The 26,315-nt window shown below is 62.2% G+C and carries 23 protein-coding genes and 1 tRNA gene; 12 read left to right on the top strand and 12 right to left on the bottom strand.

What is annotated here, in order from left to right; genetic code table 11:
- Nucleotides 1-14: 14 nt before the first annotated feature.
- Complete coding sequence (gene hisN, locus ACIPSK_RS26985) at nucleotides 15-788, bottom strand: histidinol-phosphatase (RefSeq protein ID WP_162116972.1); 774 nt, start codon at nucleotides 786-788, stop codon at nucleotides 15-17.
- A gap of 269 nt (nucleotides 789-1,057) precedes the next feature.
- The gene (locus tag ACIPSK_RS26980) at nucleotides 1,058-1,939 is read right to left on the bottom strand and encodes an N-formylglutamate amidohydrolase (protein ID WP_017967868.1); all 882 of its coding nucleotides are present in this window, start codon (nucleotides 1,937-1,939) and stop codon (nucleotides 1,058-1,060) included.
- Between the two features lie 187 nt (nucleotides 1,940-2,126).
- Between ACIPSK_RS26980 and cpdR1 the strand changes: the two genes are divergently transcribed.
- From cpdR1 to ACIPSK_RS26955, 5 genes are all read left to right on the top strand, one after another.
- Nucleotides 2,127-2,489 (top strand): response regulator CpdR1, encoded by a 363-nt coding sequence (gene cpdR1, locus ACIPSK_RS26975; protein ID WP_003542883.1) that lies wholly within the window; start codon nucleotides 2,127-2,129, stop codon nucleotides 2,487-2,489.
- 84 nt (nucleotides 2,490-2,573) lie between these two features.
- Nucleotides 2,574-2,648, top strand: a tRNA-Val gene (locus ACIPSK_RS26970).
- Between the two features lie 183 nt (nucleotides 2,649-2,831).
- On the top strand, nucleotides 2,832-3,029 hold the full coding sequence (locus ACIPSK_RS26965; protein ID WP_162116971.1) for a hypothetical protein: 198 nt from the start codon (nucleotides 2,832-2,834) through the stop codon (nucleotides 3,027-3,029).
- A gap of 556 nt (nucleotides 3,030-3,585) precedes the next feature.
- The gene (locus tag ACIPSK_RS26960; protein ID WP_162116970.1) at nucleotides 3,586-4,626 is read left to right on the top strand and encodes a porin; all 1,041 of its coding nucleotides are present in this window, start codon (nucleotides 3,586-3,588) and stop codon (nucleotides 4,624-4,626) included.
- Between the two features lie 425 nt (nucleotides 4,627-5,051).
- Nucleotides 5,052-5,564: a hypothetical protein gene (locus ACIPSK_RS26955; RefSeq protein WP_162116969.1), complete on the top strand. Its 513-nt coding sequence runs from the start codon at nucleotides 5,052-5,054 to the stop codon at nucleotides 5,562-5,564.
- Nucleotides 5,565-5,570: 6 nt separating this feature from the next.
- On the opposite strand, the gene ACIPSK_RS26950 is transcribed toward ACIPSK_RS26955, so the two are convergent.
- From ACIPSK_RS26950 to ACIPSK_RS26940, 3 genes are all read right to left on the bottom strand, one after another.
- Complete coding sequence (locus tag ACIPSK_RS26950) at nucleotides 5,571-6,296, bottom strand: hypothetical protein (protein WP_162116968.1); 726 nt, start codon at nucleotides 6,294-6,296, stop codon at nucleotides 5,571-5,573.
- 326 nt (nucleotides 6,297-6,622) lie between these two features.
- Entirely contained in the window at nucleotides 6,623-6,799 is a 177-nt protein-coding gene (locus ACIPSK_RS26945) for a hypothetical protein (protein WP_168724777.1), read from the bottom strand.
- A gap of 61 nt (nucleotides 6,800-6,860) precedes the next feature.
- Nucleotides 6,861-7,106, bottom strand: a complete 246-nt coding sequence (locus tag ACIPSK_RS26940; RefSeq protein ID WP_162116967.1) for a hypothetical protein — start codon at nucleotides 7,104-7,106, stop codon at nucleotides 6,861-6,863.
- 353 nt (nucleotides 7,107-7,459) lie between these two features.
- On the opposite strand from ACIPSK_RS26940, the gene ACIPSK_RS26935 reads away from it, so the two are divergent.
- Nucleotides 7,460-8,551: a DUF475 domain-containing protein gene (locus tag ACIPSK_RS26935; RefSeq protein ID WP_162116966.1), complete on the top strand. Its 1,092-nt coding sequence runs from the start codon at nucleotides 7,460-7,462 to the stop codon at nucleotides 8,549-8,551.
- 104 nt (nucleotides 8,552-8,655) lie between these two features.
- Here ACIPSK_RS26935 and ACIPSK_RS26930 read toward each other — a convergent pair whose 3' ends face one another.
- The 7 genes from ACIPSK_RS26930 to ACIPSK_RS26900 form a co-directional block, all read right to left on the bottom strand.
- Nucleotides 8,656-8,826 (bottom strand): hypothetical protein, encoded by a 171-nt coding sequence (locus ACIPSK_RS26930; RefSeq protein WP_168724776.1) that lies wholly within the window; start codon nucleotides 8,824-8,826, stop codon nucleotides 8,656-8,658.
- A 223-nt stretch (nucleotides 8,827-9,049) separates the two neighbouring features.
- On the bottom strand, nucleotides 9,050-10,567 hold the full coding sequence (locus tag ACIPSK_RS26925) for a tripartite tricarboxylate transporter permease (protein ID WP_162116965.1): 1,518 nt from the start codon (nucleotides 10,565-10,567) through the stop codon (nucleotides 9,050-9,052).
- 87 nt (nucleotides 10,568-10,654) lie between these two features.
- Nucleotides 10,655-11,146: a tripartite tricarboxylate transporter TctB family protein gene (locus ACIPSK_RS26920; protein ID WP_162116964.1), complete on the bottom strand. Its 492-nt coding sequence runs from the start codon at nucleotides 11,144-11,146 to the stop codon at nucleotides 10,655-10,657.
- Nucleotides 11,143-12,087 (bottom strand): Bug family tripartite tricarboxylate transporter substrate binding protein, encoded by a 945-nt coding sequence (locus tag ACIPSK_RS26915; RefSeq protein ID WP_162116963.1) that lies wholly within the window; start codon nucleotides 12,085-12,087, stop codon nucleotides 11,143-11,145. The genes ACIPSK_RS26920 and ACIPSK_RS26915 overlap by 4 nt, the downstream gene beginning before the upstream one ends.
- 254 nt (nucleotides 12,088-12,341) lie before the next feature.
- The gene (locus ACIPSK_RS26910) at nucleotides 12,342-13,388 is read right to left on the bottom strand and encodes an ABC transporter substrate-binding protein (RefSeq protein WP_162116962.1); all 1,047 of its coding nucleotides are present in this window, start codon (nucleotides 13,386-13,388) and stop codon (nucleotides 12,342-12,344) included.
- An 88-nt stretch (nucleotides 13,389-13,476) separates the two neighbouring features.
- Nucleotides 13,477-13,989: a GNAT family N-acetyltransferase gene (locus ACIPSK_RS26905; protein WP_162116961.1), complete on the bottom strand. Its 513-nt coding sequence runs from the start codon at nucleotides 13,987-13,989 to the stop codon at nucleotides 13,477-13,479.
- Nucleotides 13,990-14,059: 70 nt separating this feature from the next.
- Nucleotides 14,060-14,929, bottom strand: coding sequence for an ornithine carbamoyltransferase (locus ACIPSK_RS26900; RefSeq protein ID WP_162116960.1), 870 nt, complete (start codon nucleotides 14,927-14,929; stop codon nucleotides 14,060-14,062).
- A gap of 435 nt (nucleotides 14,930-15,364) precedes the next feature.
- Between ACIPSK_RS26900 and ACIPSK_RS26895 the strand changes: the two genes are divergently transcribed.
- From ACIPSK_RS26895 to ACIPSK_RS26870, 6 genes are all read left to right on the top strand, one after another.
- Nucleotides 15,365-17,233, top strand: coding sequence for an adenylate/guanylate cyclase domain-containing protein (locus ACIPSK_RS26895; RefSeq protein ID WP_162116959.1), 1,869 nt, complete (start codon nucleotides 15,365-15,367; stop codon nucleotides 17,231-17,233).
- Between the two features lie 199 nt (nucleotides 17,234-17,432).
- Nucleotides 17,433-18,110 (top strand): response regulator, encoded by a 678-nt coding sequence (locus tag ACIPSK_RS26890; RefSeq protein WP_003552771.1) that lies wholly within the window; start codon nucleotides 17,433-17,435, stop codon nucleotides 18,108-18,110.
- Nucleotides 18,107-19,489, top strand: a complete 1,383-nt coding sequence (locus ACIPSK_RS26885; RefSeq protein WP_162116958.1) for a sensor histidine kinase — start codon at nucleotides 18,107-18,109, stop codon at nucleotides 19,487-19,489. The genes ACIPSK_RS26890 and ACIPSK_RS26885 overlap by 4 nt, the downstream gene beginning before the upstream one ends.
- Nucleotides 19,490-19,591: 102 nt before the next feature.
- Complete coding sequence (locus tag ACIPSK_RS26880) at nucleotides 19,592-22,918, top strand: transglutaminase family protein (protein WP_162116957.1); 3,327 nt, start codon at nucleotides 19,592-19,594, stop codon at nucleotides 22,916-22,918.
- A 27-nt stretch (nucleotides 22,919-22,945) separates the two neighbouring features.
- The gene (locus ACIPSK_RS26875; protein ID WP_162116956.1) at nucleotides 22,946-25,363 is read left to right on the top strand and encodes a circularly permuted type 2 ATP-grasp protein; all 2,418 of its coding nucleotides are present in this window, start codon (nucleotides 22,946-22,948) and stop codon (nucleotides 25,361-25,363) included.
- Nucleotides 25,360-26,247, top strand: coding sequence for a transglutaminase family protein (locus ACIPSK_RS26870; protein ID WP_162116955.1), 888 nt, complete (start codon nucleotides 25,360-25,362; stop codon nucleotides 26,245-26,247). The genes ACIPSK_RS26875 and ACIPSK_RS26870 overlap by 4 nt, the downstream gene beginning before the upstream one ends.
- The last annotated feature ends 68 nt before the right edge of the window (nucleotides 26,248-26,315 follow it).

Below are 26,315 nucleotides of genomic sequence, written 5' to 3'. Positions count from 1 at the left end.
TTCCGACCGGGGGATCAGCACTGCAGGATGGCGACCGCCGCTTCGTAGACGGCCTGGCTGCCGGCGGCGATGATCGAGCCGCCGTTTTCCGGCCGTCCGCCGTCCCAGGTGGTGATGATGCCGCCCGCCCCCTCGATGACGGGAATGATGCCGCCGACATCATAGGGCTTCAGGCTGTTTTCGATGACCAGATCGATATGGCCGGCGGCAAGCAGCGCATAGGCATAGCAGTCGCAGCCATAGCGGAAGAGCCGTACCTGGCTCTCAATCTCGCGGTATTTCTCCATCTCCTCGCCGGCAAAGAGATGCGGCGAGGTGGTGAACAGGATGGCGTTCGACAGCGCGTCGCACTGGCGCGTCGCCAGCCGCCGTTCGCCCTCCGGCCCGGTATAGATCGAGCCGTTCTGGTCGGCGAAATAGCGCTCGCCGGTAAAGGGCTGCTCGATCATGCCCATGATCGCCCTGCCATCCTTCTGCAGGCCGATCAGCGTTCCCCACACCGGCACACCGGATATAAAGGCGCGCGTGCCGTCGATCGGATCGATCACCCAGACATATTCGCGGTCGAGCCCGACATCGCCATGTTCCTCGCCGAGAATGCCGTGGCCGGGGAAATTCTCCTCGATCAGCGCCCGGATGGCGAGTTCGGCCGCCCGGTCGCCCTCCGTTACCGGATCGAAACCGGAGGAAAGCTTGTTCGTGACATCGAGGCCGGAGCGGAAGCGCGGCAGCGTCTCGGCCCGGGCGGCTTCCGCCAGGCGGTTGAAGAACGAACGGTCAGGAAACATGATGGATCCGTTTGGCTGGCGGGAATGGCGCTTTTCATAGCGAAAAGCAACGGGAATGCAATCGCATCAGGCAATTTGGCTCTAACTGCCCAAAGATGTCGCAGCGCAATATATTGCTTGACATTTGTGCAGCGCAATAGTAGCGTCTTCATACAGTCTTCTGACTGTAAATACCCTCCTTGGGTGTTTCCTCCCTAGACTTAGCCGCGCTCACAAGCGCGGTTTTTTTTGGCCGGGGAAGGCAGACGTCAGCAAAATCGAAAAAAGATCTATTCGGCGGCCAGCGCCCGATCGCCGGCGAATTTCTCGACGTAGTCCGCCATCTGCTGCATGAAGTCCGTGACGGCATCGGCCACCGCGGCGAAATCCTCGCGTTTCTCCAGCGTCAGCTCGTCGACATAGATCGCCCGGTTCACCTCGATCTGCAGCGCGTGCAGGCCGCGCGAAGGCCGGCCGTAATGTTCGGTGATGAAGCCGCCGGCATAAGGCTTGTTGCGGATCGCCGCAAAACCCATTTCCTCGAGGATAGCGATGGCCGCGCGCGAAAGCTCGGCCGAAGCGCTGGTGCCGTAGCGATCACCAATGATGAAATCAGGTCGCGAAGTGCTGCCGGCGACCCGCACATTGCCGGGCATCGAATGGCAGTCGATCAGCACGCCGAAGCCGAACTGCACATGCGTTCGCGCAATCAGCCGGCGCAGCGCCGCATGATAGGGCTTGTAGACGGCTTCGACGCGGTCGAGCCCCTCCTGCACCGGCAGGCGCCGCGCATAGATCTCCATGTTCTCGGCGACGATGCGCGGAATGGTGCCGAGCCCGCCGGCGACCCTGAGCGAATTGACGTTGGCATAGGGCGGCAGCAGCCCGTCGAACATCCGCGGATCGAGCTCGTAGGGCTCGCGATTGACGTCGAGATAGGCGCGCGGGAAGTTGGCTGCCAGGAGTGGCGCGCCGAGTGCGATGGCCGAGCCGAAGAGCTCGTCGACATAGTGATCCTCGGAACGGCGGATGGCGATTCCCTCCAGCCTGGACTGGGCAATAAATTCCGGTGGATAAATACGGCCGCTATGGGGGGAGTTGTAGACGAAGGGAATGGTCTGCGACACGGGCTCATGGACCTCAAAAAGCTCGTATTCGCGTATTTCCGGCACTTTCGGCCCTCTTTACCATGTCATGAACTGACTGCTTTGACCATGTTGCCAGTTGCCCGGCCGCAAGTCCATACTATGTAGAAGGGATGGCGGTCAGGCACAGGCAATTCACCGGTTGTTTACCGGGTAAAGACTAGTGTAAACGGCTGGTAGCCCACCAAAAACTTATGGATCGCGGTCTGGATTGATGACTCAGAAGATACTTCTCGCCGAAGACGATAACGACATGCGCCGCTTCCTGGTGAAAGCGCTCGAAAAGGCCGGCTACAAGGTCCTTTCCTACGACAATGGCGCCAGCGCCTATGACCGGCTGCGCGAGGAGCCGTTTTCCCTGCTGCTGACCGATATCGTCATGCCCGAGATGGACGGCATCGAGCTGGCGCGCCGCGCCACCGAACTCGACCCCGACCTGAAGGTAATGTTCATCACCGGTTTTGCCGCCGTGGCGCTGAACCCTGATTCGAAGGCGCCGAAGGATGCCAAGGTCCTTTCCAAGCCTTTCCACCTGCGCGACCTCGTCGATGAGGTCAACAAAATGCTTGCCGCATAAGGCGTGACGAGCGGCGCGTCACAAAACTGAAAAAAGCCTATTGACGGCTCCGAAGGTTTTGTGATCTATGCGCCGCCATCGGATGGGCGTGTAGCTCAGCGGGAGAGCACTACGTTGACATCGTAGGGGTCACAGGTTCAATCCCTGTCACGCCCACCATCCGATCTCCCTGACATCGTTGATAAATCCCCCTTGGGGATTTTTTGATTCCTGAGCCTGGCACGTGCTCCAGATCCAGCACATTGCGGAGCGAGGGCTTGAGTGTGATTGGTCCGCGCCATGATCCGGGCCGGGGTTTCAATGGCTGTGGGATGGCCCCACACGTGGGAAATAGGGGGACGTATGACGCAAAGGACGCGGACACGTAAAGCAATATCCATTATCCTCGGCCTCACCCTGGTTGGGGCTGGTTTCTTCGGTTTCGGTTATATGCTGTTTCATGTCGTCGAACCCATTAGCATCAAGCTTTGGCTGATACCGATCACCATTTTCGCGGCCGGGGCAGCAATCCTCTGGGACGATTTCAAAAATCCCCAGTGAGACGATTGCTCTCCCCCGTTCGACGCCTGAGCGGCCGCCGGCAAGCTGGTGAAAAAGGCGAATAGAGCAATTCCAGCAAAAGTGCGTGCCAGATCTTCTTCGCTTCTCGCCGAGGCGACATTCGTCGATCACGGCCAGTGAGAACCCGTGGCCCGAAATCCACATGTCCTGGCAAACCATGGCGGTTGTCGGCTCTTTGCCGATTCGTGCAATTGCAGTGACGGCGCGTTCGCACATGAGGACATGCTCACGCGATCATCAATTGTATACCCCACCGAAGTTCAGCCCCTCGTTGCTCACGCATCCTGAGGCGCGGTTTTGTGACGGATAGATGACGAGTTTATGACAAAATACGTGTGATTTCAGCAACATAGCCGTGCCAGCCTGCTGTCACGATCGACAATGTCGTTGCAGTGCAACATCCCCTATGTAACTTCCGCGGCGAGGCAGGCACCGAGCCAAAAAGGTGCCGCTTCGGTCACACGGGGTGAAGACACGTAGGGACTGCCGATGGCAACGGTCTTCATCCTTCTGCATCTGAACTGGAGGTTATTCCATGAACATCAAGAGCCTTCTTCTCGGCTCCGCTGCTGCACTTGCAGCAGCATCCGGCGCTCAGGCTGCTGACGCTATCGTTGCTGCCGAGCCGGAACCGGTTGAATACGTCCGCGTCTGCGACGCCTACGGCACCGGCTACTTCTACATCCCGGGCACCGAAACCTGCCTCAAGATCAACGGTTACATCCGTTTCCAGGTTGACGTTGCTCCGCACGCCAGCTCGATCGGCGCTGCCGGCGGTGGTTCTGTCCCCAATGACTCGGACTGGGACGCCCGCACGCGCGGTCAGGTTCAGTTCACGGCCAAGAGCGACACTGAATATGGTCCGCTGACCGGCGTTATCGTCATGCAGTTCAATGCTGACAACGCTTCTGCCCAGAAGGCCCAGCTGGACTCCGCTTACCTCGACATCGCCGGCTTCCGCGCCGGTCTGTTCTACAGCTGGTGGGACGATGGCCTCTCCGGCGAAACCGACGACATCGGTTCTCCGGTAACGCTGCATAACTCCATCCGTTACCAGTACGAAACCAGCGACTTTTATGCTGGCATCAGCGTCGACGAGCTGGAAGACGGCCCGTTCTATCATGGCGAAGAACCCAACAACTTCGGCGTTGCAGTCGGTCTCGGCGGCAAGGCTGGTGCCTTCAGCTACCAGATCACTGCCGGTTACGACACCGACAACGAAGAAGGCGCCGTCCGCGCTATGGGTACGGTTGCTGTCGGTCCGGGCACGCTCGGCCTCGCAGTTGTCTACGCGACCAACCCGAACGCCTACTACAACAAGGCTGAATGGGCGATCGCTGCTGAATACGCCATCAAGGCGACTGACAAGCTGAAGATCACCCCTGGTGTTCAGTACTACGGCGACTACGGCGTCACTGCTGGCGAGTTCAACGACGGCGATGCCTGGAAGGCCGGCGTGACGATCGACTACCAGATCGTCGAGAACCTCTCCACGAAAATTTCGGTTCAGTACCTCGATCCGGAAGATGCTGACGACGTCACCTCGGGCTTCTTCCGCCTGCAGCGCGCGTTCTGATAAAGGGCGGCCGGCTGGAACAGGATGATTTTAGGCCGGGTCGGCCTAAAATTGAATCCTGTTCTAAATTATCCGGAAGCTACAAATTCCTGATCTGACTGACCTCCGATCGGGAAAGAATGGGCCTGGACTTCCCTGCCTGGGCCCATTCCCCTTGACCAGAAGTGCGTCCAAGACGGCACGCTCGATCAGTGCCTTGCCACTATCGTGTCACATCGGTTCGTTGCCGATGTCCGGCAGCCTATGCCATTGCTGGACCTTGCAACCGGCAAGCTCAACCAACTTTTCACTCATCTGCCGCCGATCGCCGAGCCCGCCTGGCGGCCGGTGAAATTTTTGTGCTTCAGGAATAGCGGAGCCAAATTCGGACACAGAACCATGCCATGGCGGACCGAGGGTGAGGTCGTGATTCGCTTCGCCACGACATGGGGTTTGAGATCGAAATGAAGTTATCCGTGCTTGCCGCTGCCGCAATTTTTTCCGCTGCCCTCGCCTTGCCGGCCTCCGCCGCGCCGGCCGCGCCCGCCGAGACCTTTCCCGGCGCGCCCGGCGTCATTACGCTTTCCGGCAAATGCGCCAAGCTGGTCGTCGCCAAATTCGACGCCACCAAGGGCTGCAAGAATGAGCTTGCCAGCGTCACGCTGGTTAATGGCTTGGTGACCTTCATCTTCACTTCAGACGGCAAGGCGCTCGGCTTCCAGGGCGACGGCAGCGGCATTAAGCCCGCCTCCAACGGCAATGCCCGCCTGCCGCTCAGCCTCGTCACCACCGGCGTCGGCAACAAGATGACCGGGGAGGTCAAGGTCGCCGGCTTCTGCACCTTCGGCAATCCCTATGCCGGCAAGCCGATCGCGATCGAATGCACCGCCGAAAGCAAAGATTCCTCCTTCGCCGGCAGCTTCCGCACCGGCGGCAAGCTGGTGAAGAAGGGTAAGTAGCCGCTCTCAGGCGCACCAGGCGCTGCCGGCAGCCCCTGGCTTGCGTGCCAAGCCCTCGTTGATCATCTGCGCGCCGAAAGAGCGCCCGTCGCGCGAGACGACGCGCGGCGCGCCAGAGGGCTCGGCTTTGCCCGCGGCATTCATGGTGAAGGGCCCGGCGTTCAGAAGCGCCAGCAGCCGCGACTTGGCGGCAAAGGCCACCCGGCGCTCGCCGTCACAGCGCGCCTGATCGACTACGGGGCTTGCCATGTCGGCAATCACGATCTTCTCGCCCTTGTACCAGAAGACACCACCGTCGCCGACGCAATTGATATGCGCGCCCTGCCCGCAATAGCCGAAGGCGACCGCCCCGGTTTCCGAAACGGCAGGCAAGGCCGGGGACGGCACTGCCTTTATCGGCTGGATCATCGGCGTCGGGATCGCGGCCGGCGGCAGCGGCTGCGACTGAGGCACCGACGCTGCGGTTTTGGGCGTGGGGGCGGCAAGCGCCACCTGCTTCGGCGGCACGTCCTTCCTGACGACGGGCCTCGGCTCCGCCGTTTCCGGCGTGATCGACGGCGATTGCCTTGCAAGCATCGGCTGGATGCTCTTCCAATGGTCGTGGGCGACGATGCCGCCGAACGCGGCAATGCCGATCACCGCCCAGGGCAGCAATCCGCCACCGCTGCTACGCGCTTTGCTCTTTCCTCTGGCTGGCGCCTTGCGGCGGCCGCGTGTCGCTGTCTTGGCCATCTGTCCGATTCCCGTGAGGCCGGGATTATCGCTGCCCAATCCTTTCCGAAAGGTTGGCGCGGCGACAGGATGATGCATGGTTGGCCGATCTTCCCCTCCAATAACATGGAAGCGCCGAGGTGCATCGGTGGGGCCAGTGCGCCTGCTTAAACGCATGAGGGGAAAAGCTGAACAAATTCCACGCCCAGATTTTGGCCAGCGAAAAATTCCTCTGGGGAAAATCCATGGAACGTCTTCGGCGAGCTGATCGGCTTCGAGCGTGAGGCACGCGACTGCCCAGCATCATGCCGGGCGCTAACGTCGCTAACGCCAGCGTGACTGGTTGGTTATTCGGAGCGTGCGGCCGAAGGATCGTTTTTCCCAACCGATGCCGTGCCGGCAATGCACGAGAACGGCTTCTGGCGTTTGCCGATATTGACGCGCTCGTCCGCCGCCTCGCGGACAGCCTGCCATTCATTTTCGTGCCGGATGAAGATCTCGCGGGGCACAAAGTTGATCGTCATATGTTTCTCATCCTGTTTTAACTCTAGCGTCAGCGCGCCAAAGAGGCATCCGGAATAGCCGTTATTTCTTGGTCTCTGCATTGGCTTTCACGCCGGGGGCCTTAATGTCGGGTCCACCCTTGGAAAGATCGGCACCGCTAACATGGGCCGGCACGTGAATGTCGTGATAGACGCCGGGCGTCAGCGTCAGATCGACCTGATGCGGCGGCAGCACCTGCGCCTTCTGCATGCGGTTTGGCTTCGCCCGCTTCATGCGGTCGGACGCCTCCGTGCGTTTATCTGGAATATGGGTCGAAGTGTGCATCATCGGCCTCCTTTTTTAAGCTCAACAGTGCCTAACGGGTGGGCATCAGGATGGTTCCAAAAAAATTACCCAATCCCGGTGTGGCGACCAGCCTTGACTGGCCGGGGAAGCTCATTACCTAGAGCCTATCCCGCAGCCTTCCAGACATCGGCTGACGGGGGAACTTTGGTGCCGGGCCCCTCTGGCGAGAGTTTTTACGGCGCTCTCGTGATGTCGGTACCGCCTGCAGCTTAGCCGGCGGATTTTTCATCAATGAACAGACTCACCATGCCTGACCCGCATGCCCGTTGTGGCATGTCGCGTTTTTCCAATATTTCAGTCCGCTTCGATGCAATTTGCGGCCGCGAGGTGCGGCCATGAACCAGTCCGTGACCCATAAATCTTCGCTCAGCTATTTCCGCTGGGCTTTCATCGTTACTGCCCTCGGCCTCGTTCTCGGCGCCATGCTCGGCTGGCAGACGACCGGCACGATCGGCGGCATGGCGACCGTCTTCTTCATCTGCACGGTGCTTGCCGTGCTGGAGATCTCGCTCTCCTTCGATAATGCCATCGTCAACGCCAACAAGCTGAAGGAGATGACGCCGGTCTGGCAGAAGCGCTTCCTCACCTGGGGCATCATCATCGCCGTCTTCGGCATGCGCATCGTCTTCCCGCTGGCAATCGTCGCGATCGCGGCCCAGATCGGTCCCTGGGATGCTCTGGTGCTTGCCGCACGGGAGCCGGCCGAATATGCCCGCATCATGAACGACGCGCATCTGCCGATCGCAGCCTTCGGGGGCACCTTCCTGATGATGGTCGGCCTCAATTACTTCTTCAATCACGAGAAGCAGGTGCACTGGATCGGCGGACTTGAAAAGATGATGGCGCGTTCGGCCGCCATCAAGGGCATCGAGATCGCCTTCGTGCTGGCGCTGATGCTGGTTTTTTCCTGGCTGATCGGTGGCGAGGAAGCCACCGTCTTCGTCCATTGCGCCATCTATGGCCTGCTCACCTTCCTCGCGGTCGAGGTGGTCGGCGGGCTGCTCGATGCCTCGCAGCAGACGATGAGCGCTGCCGCCAAGGGCGGCCTCGGCGCCTTCATCTATCTGGAGGTGCTGGATGCCAGTTTCTCCTTCGATGGCGTCATCGGCGCCTTTGCGCTGACGCAGAACCTCTTCGTCATCGCAATCGGCCTCGGCATCGGCGCCATGTATGTACGCTCGACGACGATCATGCTGGTGGAGAAGGGAACGCTTGCCGAATACCGCTATCTCGAACATGGCGCCTTCTACGCCATCCTGATCCTCTCGGTGATCATGTATGCGCAGACCCTGGTACACATCCCCGAGGTTATCACCGGACTCGGCGGCGCGGCCTTGATCGGCCTGTCCCTTTGGTCGTCCATCCGCCACAACAGGCGCGAAAAGGTGGAGGATCACGACGCCCAGCGGAAAGAGCTTCAAGCCTGACGTCGGGTGTCACAGGGCGTCGCGCTGTTGCACCCGTTGGGATAAAAATGAAGCCCGCGACCATCCGGTTGCGGGCTAATTCATTCATGCATGACTTGAAGGTCTTAGCGGGTGACGTGCTCGAAGGAGGTCGGGTCGATGCCGAGTTTCGTGAGGTCGTTGGGGCGCGGGCGGCGACCTGCTTCGACAGCAGCGCTGACGGCGTTTGCAGCGCCAAGGACGGCGAATGCACGGCCAAAGAAGCCAGTACGGACTGACTTGCGGAGTGCGGACATTGTCCTTTTCCTCTTGCTCGTTGATTGCCTACTCGCAGATGGCATCGCGCATACACATCAACAATGCTCAGAAAATCACCGCAGCCATGCAAAAACAGGAGGCCGGCGCATGTCTCCATGGCCGGCCTCAAGGCGGGGGTGGGTGGTCTTTTTCTTGCTCTAACACTTTGAAATCTGCGCCTCGCGCTTTCCGAAAATCGATTCCGATTTTCGGGCCGATGCGCTAGTCTTCGTTTGCCGCCAGTTGCGAGAGCACCTGTCCCCTGCCGCGCAGCCGCAGGATCAACGGGATGAGGAAGGCGGCGGCTGCAACGATGAGCAGGCCCGCCGCGATCGGCGACATCACCAGCGTCGTGACGTCGCCCTGACTGATCGCCAGCGCCCGGCGCAGCTGCTGCTCGGCAAGCGGGCCGAGGATCAGGCCGACGACGGCTGGCGCGATTGGATAGCCGAAGAGCCGCATCACATAACCGAGCAGACCGAAGGCGAGCAGCATGCCGAGCTCGAACACCGACGGATTGGCGCCGATCGTCCCGAGCGTCGCAAACAGCAGGATGCCCGCATAGAGCCATGGCTTCGGAATGGTCAGCAGCTTTACCCAGAGCCCGATCATCGGCAGGTTCAACACCAAGAGCATCGCATTGGCGATGAGCAGGCTGGCGATCAGCCCCCAGACGAGCTGCGGATTGGTGGCAAACAGCAGCGGTCCCGGCTGCAAGCCGTATTGCTGAAAGCCGGCAAGCATGATCGCCGCCGTTGCCGTCGTCGGCAGGCCGAGCGTCAGAAGCGGCACTAACGTGCCGGCGGCCGATGCGTTGTTTGCGGCCTCGGGGCCGGCCACACCTTCGATCGCGCCATGGCCGAACTCTTCCGGGTTTTTCGCCAGCCGCTTTTCGGTCGCATAGGAGAGGAAAGTGCCGATTTCGGCGCCGCCCGCCGGCATCGCGCCGATCGGAAAACCGATCAACGTGCCGCGCAGCCAGGGCTTCCACGAGCGCGCCCAGTCCTCAGCGGTCATCCAGAGCGAACCCTTGACCGCCTCGATCTTCTCCGCGACCCGGTTGCCCTGCGCGGCGATATAAAGCGTTTCGCCGATCGCAAACATCGCCACAGCCAGCGTCGTCACCTCGACACCATCGAGCAGGTCGGGGATGCCGAAGGAAAGCCTGGCCTGCCCTGTCTGCTGGTCGATGCCGACCATGGCGAGCGCGAAACCGATGAACAGCGAGGTCAGGCCCCGCAAGGCGGAGTCGCCAAACGCCGAGGAGACGGTGACGAAGGCAAGCACCATCAGCGCGAAATACTCGCGCGGCCCGAAGACCAGCGCCAGCTTGACGATGTAAGGCGCGATGAAGGCGAGCCCGAGCGTGGCGATCAGCCCGGCGACGAAGGAGCCGATCGCCGCTGTCGCCAGCGCCGGTCCGCCGCGCCCGGCGCGCGCCATCTTGTTGCCCTCGAGCGCGGTGACGATCGAGGCGCTTTCGCCCGGCGTGTTGAGCAGGATCGAGGTCGTCGAGCCGCCATACATGCCGCCGTAATAGATGCCGGCGAACATGATCAGCGAGCCGCCGGGATCGAGCTTGTAGGTGACGGGCAGCAGCAGCGCGACGGTAAGTGCCGGGCCGATGCCAGGAAGCACGCCGACGGCGGTGCCGAGCGTCACGCCGACCAGCGCATAAACCAGGTTCATCGGCTGCATCGCAACCAGGATACCCTGCCATAGGAATTCAAATGTGTTCATCTTGGTGTCCCAAGCGGCGTTCCCGACCATCCGATTTCGGGGTCAGGCGCCGCGCAAATCAAAACAGCTGACAGCGCGTCGGCGCGGTCAGAAGAACAGATGTTCGAGCGGGCCGGCCGGCAGCGTCAGTTGCAGCAGCTGCGAGAAGATCGCCCAGACGACGAAGCTGATGACGATGCCAAGCGGCAGCGAGATCCAGAGCTTACGCTTGCCGAAGCCGCGTGCCGTCAGCGCGAAGAGGATGCCGGTCGCGATCGAGAAGCCGGCGACGCGCAAAAGCAGCATCTGGCCGGCAAGACCGGCGACGATCCAGATGACGGGTGCGACTTCCTGCCGGTCACGTTCGGGAAAATCGCCGCGCCAGGCTTCGAAGGCGGTCCAGATCCCGAGGCAGAAGAGGCCGAACGCCACCACTTGAGGCACCGTTGCCGGGCCGATGCGGTCGTACTGCGCGATCGTTTTCAGATGCAAGGCATCCCAGGCCATCACGCCGGCGACGACGAAGAGGAAAACGGCAATGATGAACGCCGCCCAATCCGGGCGGCGCGCAGTTGCCGAGGAGGTGTTATCCTCGCTCATTGAACAAGTCCGATATCTTTGAGAATGGCTTCAGTGGCCGAGACATCCTTTTCGAGCTGCGCCTTGAAGGCATCGCCGGACAGATAGGTGTCGGCCCAGCCCTTGGTCTTGAGGGTTTCCTGCCAGGTGGCGGAGTTATGCAGCTTCTCGAAATCGGCCGTAATGGCTGCGACCTGCTCTGCCGACAGGCCGGGGGCAGCGGCGACCATGCGCCAGTTCTGAATGGTGACGTCGGTGCCGGCTTCCTTCAGTGTTGGGGCATCGACGCCGTCGATGCGCTTATCGCTGGAGACTGCGAGAAGACGAAGCGTGCCTGACTTCACCTGCGATTCGAACTCGCTATAGCTCGAGACGCCGGCCGTGACCTGGCCGCCGAGAATGGCGGCGAGCGCTTCACCGCCGCCGGAGAAGGCGACATAGTTGATCTTGGTCGGATCGACGCCGGAAGCCTTGGCGATCAAGCCGACGGTGATATGGTCGGTGCCGCCGGCCGAACCGCCACCCCAGGAAACCGAACCCGGATCCTTCTTCAGCGCCGCAACGAGATCAGCCATGGTCTTGATCTCGGATGCAGCGGGAACGACGACGGCCTCATATTCGCCGGTCAGGCGGGCGATCGGCGTAACATCCTTGAGCGTCACCGGCGACTTGTTGGTGAGGATCGCGCCGACCATGACATAGCCGCCGACGATCAGCGAATTCGGGTTGCCGGCGGCCTGGCTGCTGAACTGCGCAAGGCCGATGGTGCCGCCGGCGCCGGGGACGTTCTGGACCTGCACGTTGCCGGAGATCTTCTCCTGCTGCAGGGCGGTCTGCAGCGAACGGGCCGTCTGGTCCCAGCCGCCGCCGGGAGCGGCCGGCGCGATGATGGTGTAGTCGGCCGCATAGGCCGGCAGCGCGATGGTCGCTGCAAAAAGGGTTGCGATGAACGTATGCTTCACGATGTGTCCTCCGTCGGCGGCTGAGCAGACCGCCTGTTATTCTCAAGGGAATCGGGAGGAATGGCCGGCCAACGGGCGCAAATATCCTGATGACGAGCGGAAATACCTCCCAAGGCTTCAGCTCTCCGCCTCCACGGAGAAGAAGTAGCCAAAGCGACCACAACAAGCTGTCATTTAGCTGACATCGGCGAGATATCCAGAAGCAGCGGACACTTTTTTGCCGTAATTGGCAGGTGCCGGTCCAAATCCCGCCTTCACTGCGTCCGCAGAACCTCGTTCCAGTGCGCGATCAGCCGCGCCCGCTTCACCTGGTCGAGATAGACCATCAACCCGGGGCTGACAGGCACCGGCCGCAGTTGGGCGCCGAGCAGTTCCTGCAGCGTATTGGCGGTATTTTCCCCTGCCACCTCGGGGCTGACGGCCGGGATCTGCAGCTCGCGCGCCATGATCGTCTGCCCTTCCCGCGACATGAAGAAGGTGAGGTAACGCCGACCGAGCTCCGGCTCGGCCGCCGCCTGCGGCACCAGCCCGATCCGCGACATCACAACGGTATAATCCTTCGGCAGCACGATGCCGACATCGGGATGGCGCGAGGCCCAGTCGGCCGCATAGGAGCCAAGAATATTGTAGCCGAGCACGAAGCGCCCGTCGGCAACGCGTTCGAGGATCGCCGAACTCGTCGAATAAAGCTTGACGCCGGCAGCGCCCATCGCCCCGATCACCGACCAGATGTCGCCGAACTGCTCCTGGTCGCGCGCCATGAAAAGAAAGCCGACGCCGGAGCGCTCGATATCGTAGGTACCGATCCGCCCATGAACATCGTTGCCCTTGCGTTTCAGATAATCGACGAATTCAGCCCGAGAGCTCGGCACCGGCTCATGCGCGAAGCTCGGCTTGTGATAGACGAACACCGCCGGCTCGAAGGTGAGCGCATAGGCGGTGTTACGCCAGTTCGCCCATTTCGGCCATGGCGCACTCATCGGCAGGTTGCTGACCTGCGCATAGCCGTCGTTGGAAAGCTTCACCTGCAGGTCCATCGCCGAGGAAAAGGCGAAGTCCGCCGTCTTCTTGCCGGCATCCGTTTCCCGGACGATCCGGTCGTAGATGTCGCCGGTCAGCATGTCCTCGTATTTGACCGCGACGTCGGGATTGGCCGCCTGAAAACCCCGGATCATCGGCCGCGCCAACGGTTCGTCGAGCGAGGAATAAACCGTCAGCACCGGCGCATCGGCATTGCCCGATTTTGCCGGATAGAAGGCCTGATCCGCCAAGGCCAAACCCGGCCAGAACGCCAGCAGCAAGATGAAAACTCTCCTCATGCAGCAACAATGCCTGAGCGCGCCGGGAGGAGCAAGGCGCGGCCGAGGCGGCACGCGGTGCGTGACGGGATCACAGTTCCCGCTCGAAGAAGAGCAGGATCTGCTGGAGCTCCGGCGGAACCGGATAATAAGCATCCCGCTCCCGGAAGCCGAGGCGGCGATAGAGCCCCTGCGCTGCCGTCTGAAAAATGCCGGTATCAAGCCGCATCGAGTGATAGCCGTCAGCTCTCGCCTGGGCGATCGATGCCTCGCAGAGCGCGACGGCAACACCACGACCGCGAGCGGCGGCCGAGACGAAAAGCCTTTTCATCTCGGCAATGTCAGGCGCCTGCGCGTGATGCATGACGCAGCCGACAGGCTCTCCATCGATCCGCGCCAGGAAGATCGCGCCCTTCGGCCTTGCGTGAATCTGCGGCAGGTCGACGAGCAGCGCCTCGAATTTTTGCGGACTGTAATAGAGATCGATCACGGGCCGATGCTGGGGGTAATTGTCATAGAGCCATTGCCGGAATGATCGGCAGAGGCCCCGTACGGCGATCATCTCCGTCTCGCTGTCAGCGAGTTCGACCGTTAGTCCCACCATCTGTCAAACCTCCCGATCCCCCGCCGATTTTATCATGAACATTCTGCGCAGTGGAGATCGAAGGCCGGAACTAGGCGAGGATCCACTCCATCAACGCATTCTGCGCGTGCAGCAGAAAGGCCTTGGCGGCGCGACTTTGGCAAAGCGGATGCTCCATCGCCCCAGCCGTCACCTCCTGGCCGCGCGTAACCGGCGGGCACGGCAGGAAGATCGCATCCTCCCGCAAACGATCGAGCACGTCGGTCCCAATCCGGTAGCCGGCGAGCGCCTCCCCCGCGACGTCACTCGGCCATGAATCGGTGATGACGACCTCGGCATCCGGTAGCTCGCCCATGTCGGTGCTCGCGCGGAAGCGCCCATTGAGCAACGCGCTGTCTCGGACGTGCCAGCGTTCGGGATAGACTTGGACCACCTCGATCGGCAGCGCAATCGACGCTTCAACCCAGGAGCGGAAGATATTCGCGTCCGCCGCCACGCCGGCGACCTTCAACCCGTCGATCGAGCCGCGCCGGCTCTCGGTATAGGCAAGGTCGCCGAGCGTCTCGCAGGGGTGGTTGGAGCGTGTGCGCGCATTGATGACAGGCACCGGCGAGGCTGCGGCCACCGCCTTCAACGTCGCAAATTCCTTCGTGCGGATCACCACCATGTCGAACCAGTTGCCAAGATAACCCGAGAGATCGCCGGTGTCCTCCCTGGCATTGAAGCCGATCGGCACGTGCACGCAGATACCGCCCATCGCCTGGATGCCGAGATCGAAGGCGGTCGTATTGCGCCAGCCGCCATCATCGACAATCAGCGCGACGCGTTTGCCCGCAAGGCTCTGCGGCATCGTGCGCTCGTCCCAGGCTTTGGCAAGCTCACCGGCGCGACCCATGATCGACCGAAGCCGAGCCTCCGGAATATCACGAAACTCCAGGAAATTCCGGACCGGACCTGTCATTCCTACCCTCGTTGCGCTTGAAACCGTCGCCACAATAACCAGCCCCCACCTCACGGCAACAGTTGAGGCAAGCGCAAATCACCATTTCATCCGGTTTTTGATTCCCTCCCGATTCGTCTTTCAGGCTATGCCTCCAGCTCCGGTTCAAGCCTTAAATCGCTCGGCGATTGGTTTTATGACGCCGATTCAGAAACTGTCGACCAAAGCAGAACATTCCGTTTTTCTCCGATGTGAATTGTCCTTTCATCATAAAGGATTAGGGATCGGTTCCATCCTTCACCCTTTTAGAGTATTGATGAAGATCAACGGGGTTTATACGGTCCGCTGCCGCGTAAAGACGTCGAAACCGCCCGAATTTCTTTTTCGGGGGACGACTCTATGCGACAAAAACTCTATAAATAGCTAGGTTAATCTGGGAATATCCATGGAGGGGTCATGGAACGACGACTGAGTGCTATTCTCGCTGCGGATGTCGTCGGCTACAGCCGACTGATGGGCATCGATGAATCCGGCACCCTGCAGGCGCTGAACCGCCATCGCTGCGAGCTGGTCGACATTCGCATTTCCGATTACAAGGGCCGGATCGTCAAACTCACCGGCGATGGCATCCTTGCCGAATTCCAGAGCGTGGTGAATGCGGTCGCCTGTGCCGCCGAAATCCAGCGCAGCATGGCGGCCCGCAACGAGAACGTGCCCAAGGACGAACGCGTTGAATTCCGCATCGGCATCAATCTCGGCGACGTCGTGGTCGAGAACGGCGACATATTCGGAGATGGGGTCAATCTCGCCGCCAGGCTCGAGCGCATCGCAACGCCGGGCGGCATCGCCGTGTCGGCCTCGGTGCGCGATCAGGTCGGCTCGCGCCTCAATCTCGGCTTCGAATTCATCGGCGAACATATGCTGAAGAACATCCGGCAGCCCGTTCAGGTCTATACCGTCAGCTTGGCACCGCCTTCCTCCGCCAGATTGGTCGCGCAGAACCGCAACACCTGCTTCATCGCGGTGCTTCCCTTCACCAATATGAGCGGTGATGCCGACCAGGATTATTTCTCCGACGGCATCACCGAAGACATCATCACCGATCTCTCCAAGATCTCCAGCCTGCACGTCGTGCCGCGCAATACCATCTTCACTTACAAGGGCATATCGGTGAAGGTGAAGCGGCTGGCTCAGGAGCTTGGCGTGCGCTACGTGCTCGAGGGAAGTGTGCGCATCGTCGACAATCGGGTGCGCATTTCCGGTCAGTTGATCGACACCGCCAATGGCGACCATCTCTGGGCCGAGCGTTACGACCGCGACATGACCGACATCTTCGCCATCCAGGACGAGATCACCCATGCGATCGTCGGCCAGCTGAAGGTGCGCCTGCTGCCGGAAGAGAAGAAGGCGATCGCCAATGAGCCAACCGCCAATGTCGAGGCCTATACCTACTATCTCAGGGGCCGCCAGCTCTCCCACACCTGGACCAAATCTTATCTGCAGCTCGCAAGGCGCATGTTCTGCAAGGCGGTCGAGCTCGATCCGGATTATGCGCGCGCCTATGCCGGCATCGCCGATTGCGACGCGGCGATCCGCGATTGGGCGCCTGATGACGTGCCGCTGAGGCGGATCCTCGACATGAGCGCCCGCGCCCTGGAGCTCGATCCTGACCTTCCCGAAGCCCACGCCTCCCATGGTCTCGCCCTGCACCAGAGCGGCTACGACGACAGGGCGGCGGCGGCCTTCGAGCGTGCCCTGGCGCTCGACCCGAATCTCTTCGAGGCGAATTTCCACTATGCCCGGTTCTTCTTCATGCGCGGCAACTTCGCCGAATCCGTGCAATATTTCACCCGCGCCGCCGCAATCCGCCCGGATGATTACGTCTCGCCGATCCATCTGATGTCCGCCTACCGCTCGCTCGGCCGGGTGCTGGATACGGAAAACTGGGCGCGCCTCGGCCTGCTCCGCGCCGAACGCGCCCTCAACCTCAATCCGGAAAATTCCGGCCCGGCCCATCGCGGCGCGCTGGCGCTTGCCCATCTCGGCGATGCGGCAAGGGCACGCGACTGGGCGGCTCGTGCGATCGCCATCGATCCCGACGACATCGTCGCGCAGTACAATCTCGCCTGCGTCTACTCCGTCCTCGGCGACGTCGACCAAGCGATTGATCTGCTGCAGAAGCTGCTGCCGAACAGCTCCGTCTACCATATCAAATGGTTCGATAATGATTCCGACCTCGACAACATCCGCGACGATCCCCGCTTCCAGAAACTCCTCGCCGCCGCGATGACGCAGCGCGAGCGGATCGAAAGGACCGGGAGCTGAGGTCGACCGTTTCCCGGCCGTTCACTGGCGCATCGGCCCGAAAATCGCAATCGATTTTCGGAAAGCACGTTGCGTAGATTCAAAGTGTTACAGCGCCCTTTGCGCGGCTGATAAGGCGCGCGGCGCTGTAAGCTTCAAAATCGCTGTGACATCCCTCCTTCACCTCTGTAATCTCCTTTGAAAAACAGGGGAAACATCCGTGCGCATCCTGCTCACCGAAGACAATATCGCGCTGGCCGATGGCCTGTCGGCGATCTTGCGCGGCACGGGCCATGCTGTCGATGTCGTCCATGACGGGGCGTCTGCCGATGCGGTCATCGCCGCGGAAAGTTTCGATCTGGTGATCCTCGACCTCAACCTGCCCGAGATGGACGGGCTCGACGTGCTGCGCGCCATGCGCGCCCGGCAGAACCAGGCGGCCGTTCTCATCCTGACCGCGCGCGGCACGCCGGAAGAACGGGTGAAGGGCCTCGATCTCGGCGCCGACGACTATCTGATCAAGCCCTTCGACATCGCCGAATTCGAAGCCCGCGTGCGCGTATTGCTGCGCCGCCAGGCCGGGCTGCGCTCGGCGACCGTCAGCTTCGGCGGCATCTCCTTCGATCTCAATTCCCGCACCTTTTCATCGGGCGCCACGCCCCTCGATATTCCCGCCCGCGAGCTCGGCCTGCTCGAAATCCTCTTCATGCGGGCCGGCAAGGTCGTCGCCAAGGAGGCGATCATTCAATCGCTGACGGCCTTCGACGACGACATTTCCGCAAACGCCATCGAGCAATATGTCAGCCGCCTACGAAAGCGCCTGTCGCCGCACGGACTGACCGTGAAGACTGCTCGCGGGATCGGCTATTATCTCGACAAGCTGCCCGAGGCCTCATGAAAGCCGCCTATTCCCTCAGACGCCGGCTGCTCTTCTGGCTGCTGGTCTCGACAGCCGTCATCGGCACGCTGGCACTCGCCGATACCTACCGCGAGGCGGTCCAGACTTCCAATATCGTCTCCGACCGCGTCCTCGCCGGTTCCGCGTTGGCAATCGCCGAGCGCGTCGTCGTCGCCGAGGATGGCACGCTGCAGGTCGATATCCCCTATGTCGCACTCGAGATGCTGACCTCGGCCGCGCAGGATCGCGTCTTCTACCGCGTCGACGGCCCGCCGGGCCGATTCATCACCGGCTACCAGTCCTTGCCGGTCCTGAAGAAGACGCCGGGCGATGCCGCCTCCTTCGCCGACAACACCTTCCGCGGCGAACCGATCCGCGTCGCCACACTTGAACGTTCGGCATCGACAGGCATCCGCTCCGTGCCCTTCGTCGTGACGGTGGCTGAAACCGCCATCGCCCGCCGGCAGTTGGCGCGGGCAATCCTTGTCCGCTCCGCACTCCGCCTCGCCTTCATGATCGCGGGCGCGGCCGTCATCGTCTGGATCTCGGTCACGGTGGCGCTCCGCCCGCTCTACAAGCTCGGCGACGCCATCGGCGAACGCAGCCCCGATGATCTGCATCCGATCAAGCAGACCGTACCGAGCGAGGTCGAGCCGCTGGTCGATACGGTGAATTCCTTCATGGTCCGCCTGCAATCGGCGCTCGATGCGCTCCGCCATTTCACCGGCAATGCCAGCCATCAGCTGCGCACGCCGCTGGCGATCATCCGCACTCAGCTCGCCCTTTCCGCCCGCGCCGGCTCGCTCGATGAGGCCCAGGCGGCAGCACTGAAGGGAGACCAGGCGGTCGCACATGCCGAACGCATCCTCGCCCAGCTTCTCCTGATGGCCAAGATCGACGCCGCCACCGCCAAGGAGGCGCTGACCGCCTCCGCCATCGATCTCGCCGCCATTGCCCAGGAGATCACCGGCGAACAGATCCCGACGGCCGCCGTCGCCGGCATCGATCTCGGCTTCGAGGGCGAGAGCCCGGCGATGGTCCGCGCCGAACCGCTGCTGATCGGCGAAATGCTGCGCAATCTTGCCGGCAATGCCATCGCCTATGCCGGCAAGGGAGCTGAGGTCACCGTGCGTATCATCGCCGCCTCGGAGACAATCCGCCTCGAAGTCGAGGACAATGGCCCCGGTATTCCGCGCGAGAAGCTGGAAGCAGTGCGCCGGCGCTTCTCGCGCGGCAATGATTCCGGTGCGCCCGGTGCCGGCCTCGGCCTGCCGATCGTCGAAGAAATCGCTAATCTTTTCAATGCCGCGCTGACGCTGGAGCCGGGCACCGGCGGCAAGGGCCTAAAGGCGGCTGTCACCTTTGCCAAGGCGGCGTAAAAGCTGCCTTCCTTTCCGCCTTGCTTTCTTTCGCTGCATTGCACACACTGATTTTCGGGAACAGCAAGCCGCACGACGATGCGAGCCGGATAAAAAGAGAATATGTCGATCAAAGCCAGCATCTATCATCTGACCCATTATACCTATGACAAGCCGGTCCGCCTCGGCCCACAGATCATCCGGCTGAAACCTGCCTCGCATTCGAAGACACGGGTGCTCAGCCACTCGCTGAAGGTCACGCCGGCCAACCATTTCGTCAACCTGCAACAGGATCCTTACGGCAACTACCTTGCCCGCTACGTCTTCCCGGACCCAGTGACCGAATTCAAGATCGAGGTCGATCTCGTCGCCGACATGACGGTCTACAATCCCTTCGACTTCTTCGTCGAGGAAGAGGCAACCAAGTGGCCCTTCGGATACCCTGAAACGATCCAGGAGGATCTGTCGATCTACATGACGCCGGAGCCGGCCGGTCCGCGCCTGAAGGCGCTGCTGCCGACGCTCGACTGGTCGCCCGATCAGCCGACGGTCGATATGATCGTCGGCTTGAATGCCCGTCTGCAGCGGCAGATCGGTTATGTCATCCGCATGGAAACCGGCGTGCAGACGCCGGAAGAAACGCTGGAAACCGCCAAGGGCTCTTGCCGCGACACCAGCTGGCTGCTCGTCCAGATCCTTCGCCATCTCGGCCTTGCCGCCCGCTTCGTCTCCGGTTACCTCATCCAGCTGACGCCGGACCTGAAGGCGCTCGACGGGCCCTCCGGCACCGAAGTCGATTTCACCGACCTGCATGCTTGGGCGGAGGTCTATCTGCCCGGCGCCGGCTGGGTTGGCCTCGATCCGACGTCCGGCCTGCTGACCGGCGAAAGCCACATCCCGCTTGCCGCCACGCCGCATTATCGCAACGCCGCTCCGATCTCCGGCGGTTATTTTGGCGAGGCCGAAACCGAATTCGCCTTCGACATGAAGGTCTCGCGCGTCGCCGAGCACCCGCGCATCACCAAGCCTTTTTCCGATGAGAGCTGGGAGGAGCTCAACGAACTCGGCGAGAAGGTCGACCGCGTCCTCGAGGCCGAGGACGTGCATCTGACGATGGGCGGCGAGCCGACCTTCGTTTCGATCGATGACTTCCAGTCTGAGGAGTGGAACACGGCCGCCGTCGGCCCGACCAAGCGCGAAAAGGCCGACATCCTGATCCGAAAGCTGCACGAACGCTTCGCCCCCGGCGGTTTCCTGCATTATGGCCAGGGCAAATGGTATCCGGGCGAAAGCCTGCCGCGCTGGACCTTCTCGCTTTACTGGCGCCGCGACGGCAAGCCGGTCTGGCAGAACCTCGATCTGGTCGCCGCCGAAGGCAAGGATACCGGCGTCAAAGCCGAGGATGCCGAAAAGCTCCTGACGGCAATCGCAAAGGAGCTGGCGATCAAGCCCGACATGGTGCAGCCGGCCTATGAGGATCCGGCCGACTGGATCATCAAGGAAGGCAGCCTTCCCGAAAATGTCGACCCGTCGAATTCGAAGCTGAAGGATCCCGAGGAGCGCAGCCGTATCGCCCGCGTCTTCGCCCGCGGCCTCACGACCCCGACCGGTTACGTCCTTCCGGTTCAGGCATGGAACGCCAAGGCAGCCGAAACACGGGTCTGGGTCAGCGAGAAATGGCGCACCCGCCGCGGCAAGATCTTCCTCGTCCCGGGCGACAGTCCGATCGGATACCGCCTGCCGCTCGGCACGTTGCCCTATGTTCCCCCGGCGCGTTACCCCTATATCCACCCCGCCGATCCGACGATCCCGCGGGGACCGCTGCCTGACGTCTTCGTACCGGCCGGTCGGGCCATGCCGGAAGCCTCCTTCCATGCCGACGAGAGCAATCGCGGCCGGATCGAACAGACGCTCGGCGAGCTTCGCGGCGCCGTACGCACCGCCATGTCGGTTGAGCCGCGCGACGGCAGGCTCTGCATCTTCATGCCGCCGGTGGAGCGCATCGAGGATTATCTCGAGCTGATCGCCGCCGCCGAAAACGCCGCCGCCGAGCTCAAGCTTCCCGTCCATATCGAAGGCTATCCGCCGCCGCAGGACGAGCGCATCAACGTCATCCGCGTCGCCCCGGATCCCGGCGTCATCGAGGTCAACATCCATCCGGCCTCCAACTGGAAGGACTGCGTCGACATCACCACGGCGATCTACGAGGAGGCGCGCGCCACCCGGCTCGGCGCCGACAAGTTCATGATCGATGGTCGCCATACCGGCACCGGCGGCGGCAACCATGTCGTCGTCGGCAGCGCCAATCCGAACAACAGCCCCTTCCTGCGCCGTCCCGATCTCTTAAAGAGCGTCGTCCTCCACTGGCAGCGTCACCCCGCGCTCTCCTATCTCTTCTCCGGCATGTTCATCGGCCCGACCAGCCAGGCGCCGCGTATCGACGAGGCTCGTCACGACAGCCTCTACGAGCTGGAGATCGCCATGGCGCAGATCGGAGCCCCCGGCCGTGGCCAGCAACCGCTGCCCTGGCTCGTCGACCGCCTGTTCCGCAATCTTCTGACCGACGTCACCGGCAACACCCACCGCGCCGAGATCTGCATCGACAAGCTGTTCTCGCCCGACGGCCCGACAGGACGGCTTGGCCTCATCGAGTTCCGCGGTTTCGAGATGCCGCCGAACGCGCGCATGTCGCTTGCCCAGCAATTGCTGGTGCGCGCGCTGATCGCCCGTTTCTGGGTCAATCCGGTCGACGGCAAGTTCGTCCGCTGGGGCACGACCCTGCACGATCGTTTTATGCTGCCGCATTTCGTCTGGGCCGACTTCCTCGACGTGCTCGCCGATCTTCGCGAAAACGGCTTCGACGTCAGCCCGGAATGGTTCAAGGCCCAGCTCGAATTTCGCTTCCCCTTCTGCGGCGAGGTCGAATACGAGGGCTCGAAGCTGGAACTGCGCCAGGCGCTGGAGCCTTGGCATGTCATGGGCGAGGAAGGCGCGCCGGGCGGCACCGCCCGCTACGTCGACAGCTCCGTCGAACGCCTGCAGGTGCGGCTCGAAACCAACAACACCTCGCGTTATACCGTCACCTGCAATGGCCGCACCCTGCCGCTGGCGCCGACCGGCACATCGGGCGTGTCGGTCGCCGGCGTCCGCTACAAGGCGTGGCAGCCGGCGTCGGGCCTGCATCCCGTCCTGCCGATCAACACACCTTTGACTTTTGACATTTATGATACATGGTCGAAACGTTCGATCGGCGGCTGCATCTATCATGTTGCCCATCCGGGTGGCCGGACCTATGACACCTTCCCGGTCAACGGTAACGAGGCGGAAGCAAGACGGCTCACCCGGTTCGAGCCGTGGGGGCATACGGCGGGCGGATACATTCCGCGCGTCGAGACGGGTTCGCCGGAATTTCCGCTGACGCTGGATCTGAGGCGGCCCGCCGGGGTTTGAGGCCGAGGGTTTGAGGCTTAGGTTTTGATGGGCAAGAAGCCGGCAGTGGAGCGCAGGGAAGAGGCAGAGGACCGCATCGCCAAGAATGCGGCCTTCGACTATGCGCCGCATCCCGATACGGCCGATGAGATGGTCGACAACGACGGCGCCGTCCGCCCCGTCTGGCAAAATTTCCTCTCGCATCTGAGCGCAATGCCGGAAAAGGATCTCGCCGAGCGTTTCGCCCGCGCCGATCGCTACCTCCGTGATGCCGGCGTCTTCTATCGCGCCTATGGCAGCAAGGGAACTGGAGAGCGAGCCTGGCCGATCTCGCATATCCCCGTGCTGATCGACGAGCGCGAATGGCAGACGCTGTCGGCAGGTCTCGTCCAGCGCGCCGACCTGCTGGAAGCGATCATCGCCGATATCTACGGCGACAACCGGCTGGTGGAGGAAGGTTTCCTGCCGCCGGCACTGATCGCCGCCAATCCCGAATTCCAGCGCCCGCTCGCCGGCATCAAGCCGGCATCCGGTCATTATCTGCATTTCTGCGCCTTCGAGATCGGCCGCGGTCCTGACGGCAACTGGTGGGTGCTAGCCGACAGGACGCAGGCTCCCTCAGGCGCTGGTTTCGCGCTGGAAAGCCGCGTCGCGACGACCCGTGCCTTCTCGGATATCTATGCCGAAACCCCGGTCCATCGCCTCGCCTCCTTCTTCGGCGCCTTCCGCGACGCGCTGCAGGGCATGAAACATTCGGGCGACGACCGCATCGCCGTGCTGACACCCGGCCCCGCCAACGAGACCTACTACGAACACGCCTACATCGCCCGCTATCTCGGCTTCATGCTGCTCGAGGGCGAGGATCTGACCGTCGTCAAGGGCCGTGTCATGGTGCGCACCGTCGCCGGCTTGAAGCCGATCGGCGTGCTCTGGCGCCGTCTCGATTCGGCTTTTGCCGACCCGCTGGAATTGAACCAAAATTCGCATATCGGCACGCCCGGCCTCGTGGAAGCGCTGCGCGCCGAAAGCCTCACCATCGTCAATGCGCTCGGCACCGGTATTCTTGAAACCCGGGCGCTTCTCGCCTTCATGCCGACCATCTGTCACCATCTGCTTGGCGAGGATCTGCATTTGCCCTCGATCGCTACCTGGTGGTGCGGCCAGGAGGAAGAGCGCGAGCACGTGGCAAAAAACATCGAAAAGATGGTCATCGGCCCTGCCTATTCCCGTGCCCCCTTCTTCGACGATAACGGCGAATCCGTGCTCGGCTCATCGCTGCGCGCGGCCGCCAAGGATTCGATCACCGACTGGCTGAGTTCGGACGGCCCGAAGCTCGTCGGCCAGGAGGTCGTCACGCTGTCGACCACACCCGCCTGGGTGGATGGCAAGCTCGTGCCGCGGCCGATGTCGCTGCGCGTCTTCGCCGCGCGCACCGCAAATGGCTGGCAGATCATGCCCGGCGGTTTTGCCCGCATCGGCTCCGGCGCCGATGTCGCGGCGATCGCCATGCAGTCCGGCGGTGCGGCCGCCGATGTCTGGATCGTCAGCGACAAACCGGTCGAGCGCCACACGCTGCTGCCCGCCGAAGGCAGCTTCACCCGCAACATGCCGGGCAGCCTGCCGAGCCGGGCGGCCGACAACCTGTTCTGGCTCGGCCGCTACATCGAACGCGCCGAAGGGGCACTACGCATCTTGCGCGCCTGGCATGCGCGTTACGCCGAAGCTGCCGATCCGAGCCAGCCGCTGCTCGCCGATGTCTCCGACTATCTCACGGCCGTCGATATCGATACTGCCGACGCCGTGCCGGAAACGCTGCTGCGCAACATCGACAGCGCCGTCTATTCGGCCAGCAACATCCGCGACCGTTTCTCCCCGGACGGCTGGCTGGCGCTCAACGATCTCGCCAAGACCGCCCACCGCTTCCACGTCACCGTCGCTGCCGGCGACGATGCCAGCCACGCGATGACGATCCTCTTGCGGAAGCTTGCAGGCTTCGCCGGTCTCATGCATGAAAACATGTACCGCTTCACCGGCTGGCGGTTCCTTTCGCTCGGCCGTTATATCGAGCGCGGCCTGCACATGACGCGCTTGCTCGGCCATATGTCGGGCCCGGAAGCGCCTGACGGCGCGCTCGATATGCTGCTGGAGATCGGCGACAGCGTCATGACCCATCGCCGCCGCTATAACGTCAACACCGCGCGGCTGACCGTCACCGACCTTTTGGCGCTCGACCCGCTCAACCCGCGTTCGGTTCTCTTCCAGGTGAACGAGATCCATCACGAGGTCGAACAACTGCCGAATGCCATGATCAACGGCCAGATGTCGCCCTTCTACCGCGAGGCGATGCGGCTCCACTCCGGCCTGGCGGTGATGACGCCTGAGGGCATGGGCGTCGAAGTCTATCAGCGACTGGAACGCGAATTGGAGCAGCTCTCCGATCTGCTCGCCCAAACCTATCTCGGGTGACGGCCGTGCTCTACGATCTCTCCCTCCACATGGGTTACAGCTACGACGCGCCGGCCTCCGGCGCCCGCCACATCATGCGCCTGATGCCGCTGTCGCTGGCCAATCGGCAGCGGCTGATCGCCGGCTCGATCACCATTTCGCCGTCGCCGGACGAGCAGTCGCATTTCGTCGATTTCTTCCATCACCCCACCACCTCCTTCCTGCTGCGCGCGCCGCACGAGACGCTCGACATTCGCATGCAGGCCCGGGTGCAGGTGGAAAGCCAGCCGATCGCCGCCGATTTCTCGCCGCTGCTTGCCGACCTGCCGGAGGAAATATCAGGCATGTGGTCGCTGGCGCCGGATTCGCCGCACCATTTCCTCGGTGACAGCCCGCGCCTCACCGAAGCGCGCGAGATCGCCGACTATGCGCGAGGCTGCGCCACGCCTGATCTGACGGCCATGCAGATCGCTCATGCGCTCTGCGCCCGCATCAACAAGGATTTCACCTACGACCCGGAGGCGACGACGGTGGACACCACGCCGCTCGAGGCGTTCAAGTTGAAGCGCGGCGTCTGCCAGGATTTCACCCATGTGATGATCCAGGCTCTCAGAAGCCTCGGCATTCCAGCCGGCTACGTCTCCGGCTTCTTGCGCACCATCCCGCCACCCGGCAAGGAACGGCTGGAAGGGGCGGACGCCATGCATGCCTGGGTGCGCATCTGGTGCGGCGAGACGATCGGCTGGATCGAACTGGACCCGACCAACAACATTCCCGCCGGCACGGACCACATCGTCGTCGCCTACGGCCGGGACTATTCCGATGTCGTCCCCGTCATCGGCGTCTTGAAGAGCTATGGCGGCCACCGCGCCGTCCAGGCGGTCGACGTCATTCCGTTGAAATAATCCCAAAACTGGAAAAATCCGACGATTCGTTAAAATTGTATTGGCGTTGTAAGGACGGCGGAAAGGAG

The organism is Rhizobium sp. LARHSG275, from assembly GCF_052871115.1.
The sequence above is the reverse complement of the archived record's forward strand: the minus strand, read 5'-3'. Positions and strand labels throughout refer to the sequence as shown.

Coding starts and splice junctions, on each gene's coding strand:
- hisN (WP_162116972.1), bottom strand. CDS start 788: ATGTTTCCTGACCGTTCGTTCTTCAACCGCCTGGCGGAAGCCGCCCGG.
- cpdR1 (WP_003542883.1), top strand. CDS start 2,127: ATGACTCAGAAGATACTTCTCGCCGAAGACGATAACGACATGCGCCGC.
- ACIPSK_RS26965 (WP_162116971.1), top strand. CDS start 2,832: ATGACGCAAAGGACGCGGACACGTAAAGCAATATCCATTATCCTCGGC.
- ACIPSK_RS26960 (WP_162116970.1), top strand. CDS start 3,586: ATGAACATCAAGAGCCTTCTTCTCGGCTCCGCTGCTGCACTTGCAGCA.
- ACIPSK_RS26955 (WP_162116969.1), top strand. CDS start 5,052: ATGGGGTTTGAGATCGAAATGAAGTTATCCGTGCTTGCCGCTGCCGCA.
- ACIPSK_RS26950 (WP_162116968.1), bottom strand. CDS start 6,296: ATGGCCAAGACAGCGACACGCGGCCGCCGCAAGGCGCCAGCCAGAGGA.
- ACIPSK_RS26945 (WP_168724777.1), bottom strand. CDS start 6,799: ATGACGATCAACTTTGTGCCCCGCGAGATCTTCATCCGGCACGAAAAT.
- ACIPSK_RS26940 (WP_162116967.1), bottom strand. CDS start 7,106: ATGATGCACACTTCGACCCATATTCCAGATAAACGCACGGAGGCGTCC.
- ACIPSK_RS26935 (WP_162116966.1), top strand. CDS start 7,460: ATGAACCAGTCCGTGACCCATAAATCTTCGCTCAGCTATTTCCGCTGG.
- ACIPSK_RS26930 (WP_168724776.1), bottom strand. CDS start 8,826: ATGTCCGCACTCCGCAAGTCAGTCCGTACTGGCTTCTTTGGCCGTGCA.
- ACIPSK_RS26925 (WP_162116965.1), bottom strand. CDS start 10,567: ATGAACACATTTGAATTCCTATGGCAGGGTATCCTGGTTGCGATGCAG.
- ACIPSK_RS26920 (WP_162116964.1), bottom strand. CDS start 11,146: ATGAGCGAGGATAACACCTCCTCGGCAACTGCGCGCCGCCCGGATTGG.
- ACIPSK_RS26905 (WP_162116961.1), bottom strand. CDS start 13,989: ATGGTGGGACTAACGGTCGAACTCGCTGACAGCGAGACGGAGATGATC.
- ACIPSK_RS26900 (WP_162116960.1), bottom strand. CDS start 14,929: ATGACAGGTCCGGTCCGGAATTTCCTGGAGTTTCGTGATATTCCGGAG.
- ACIPSK_RS26895 (WP_162116959.1), top strand. CDS start 15,365: ATGGAACGACGACTGAGTGCTATTCTCGCTGCGGATGTCGTCGGCTAC.
- ACIPSK_RS26885 (WP_162116958.1), top strand. CDS start 18,107: ATGAAAGCCGCCTATTCCCTCAGACGCCGGCTGCTCTTCTGGCTGCTG.
- ACIPSK_RS26880 (WP_162116957.1), top strand. CDS start 19,592: ATGTCGATCAAAGCCAGCATCTATCATCTGACCCATTATACCTATGAC.
- ACIPSK_RS26875 (WP_162116956.1), top strand. CDS start 22,946: ATGGGCAAGAAGCCGGCAGTGGAGCGCAGGGAAGAGGCAGAGGACCGC.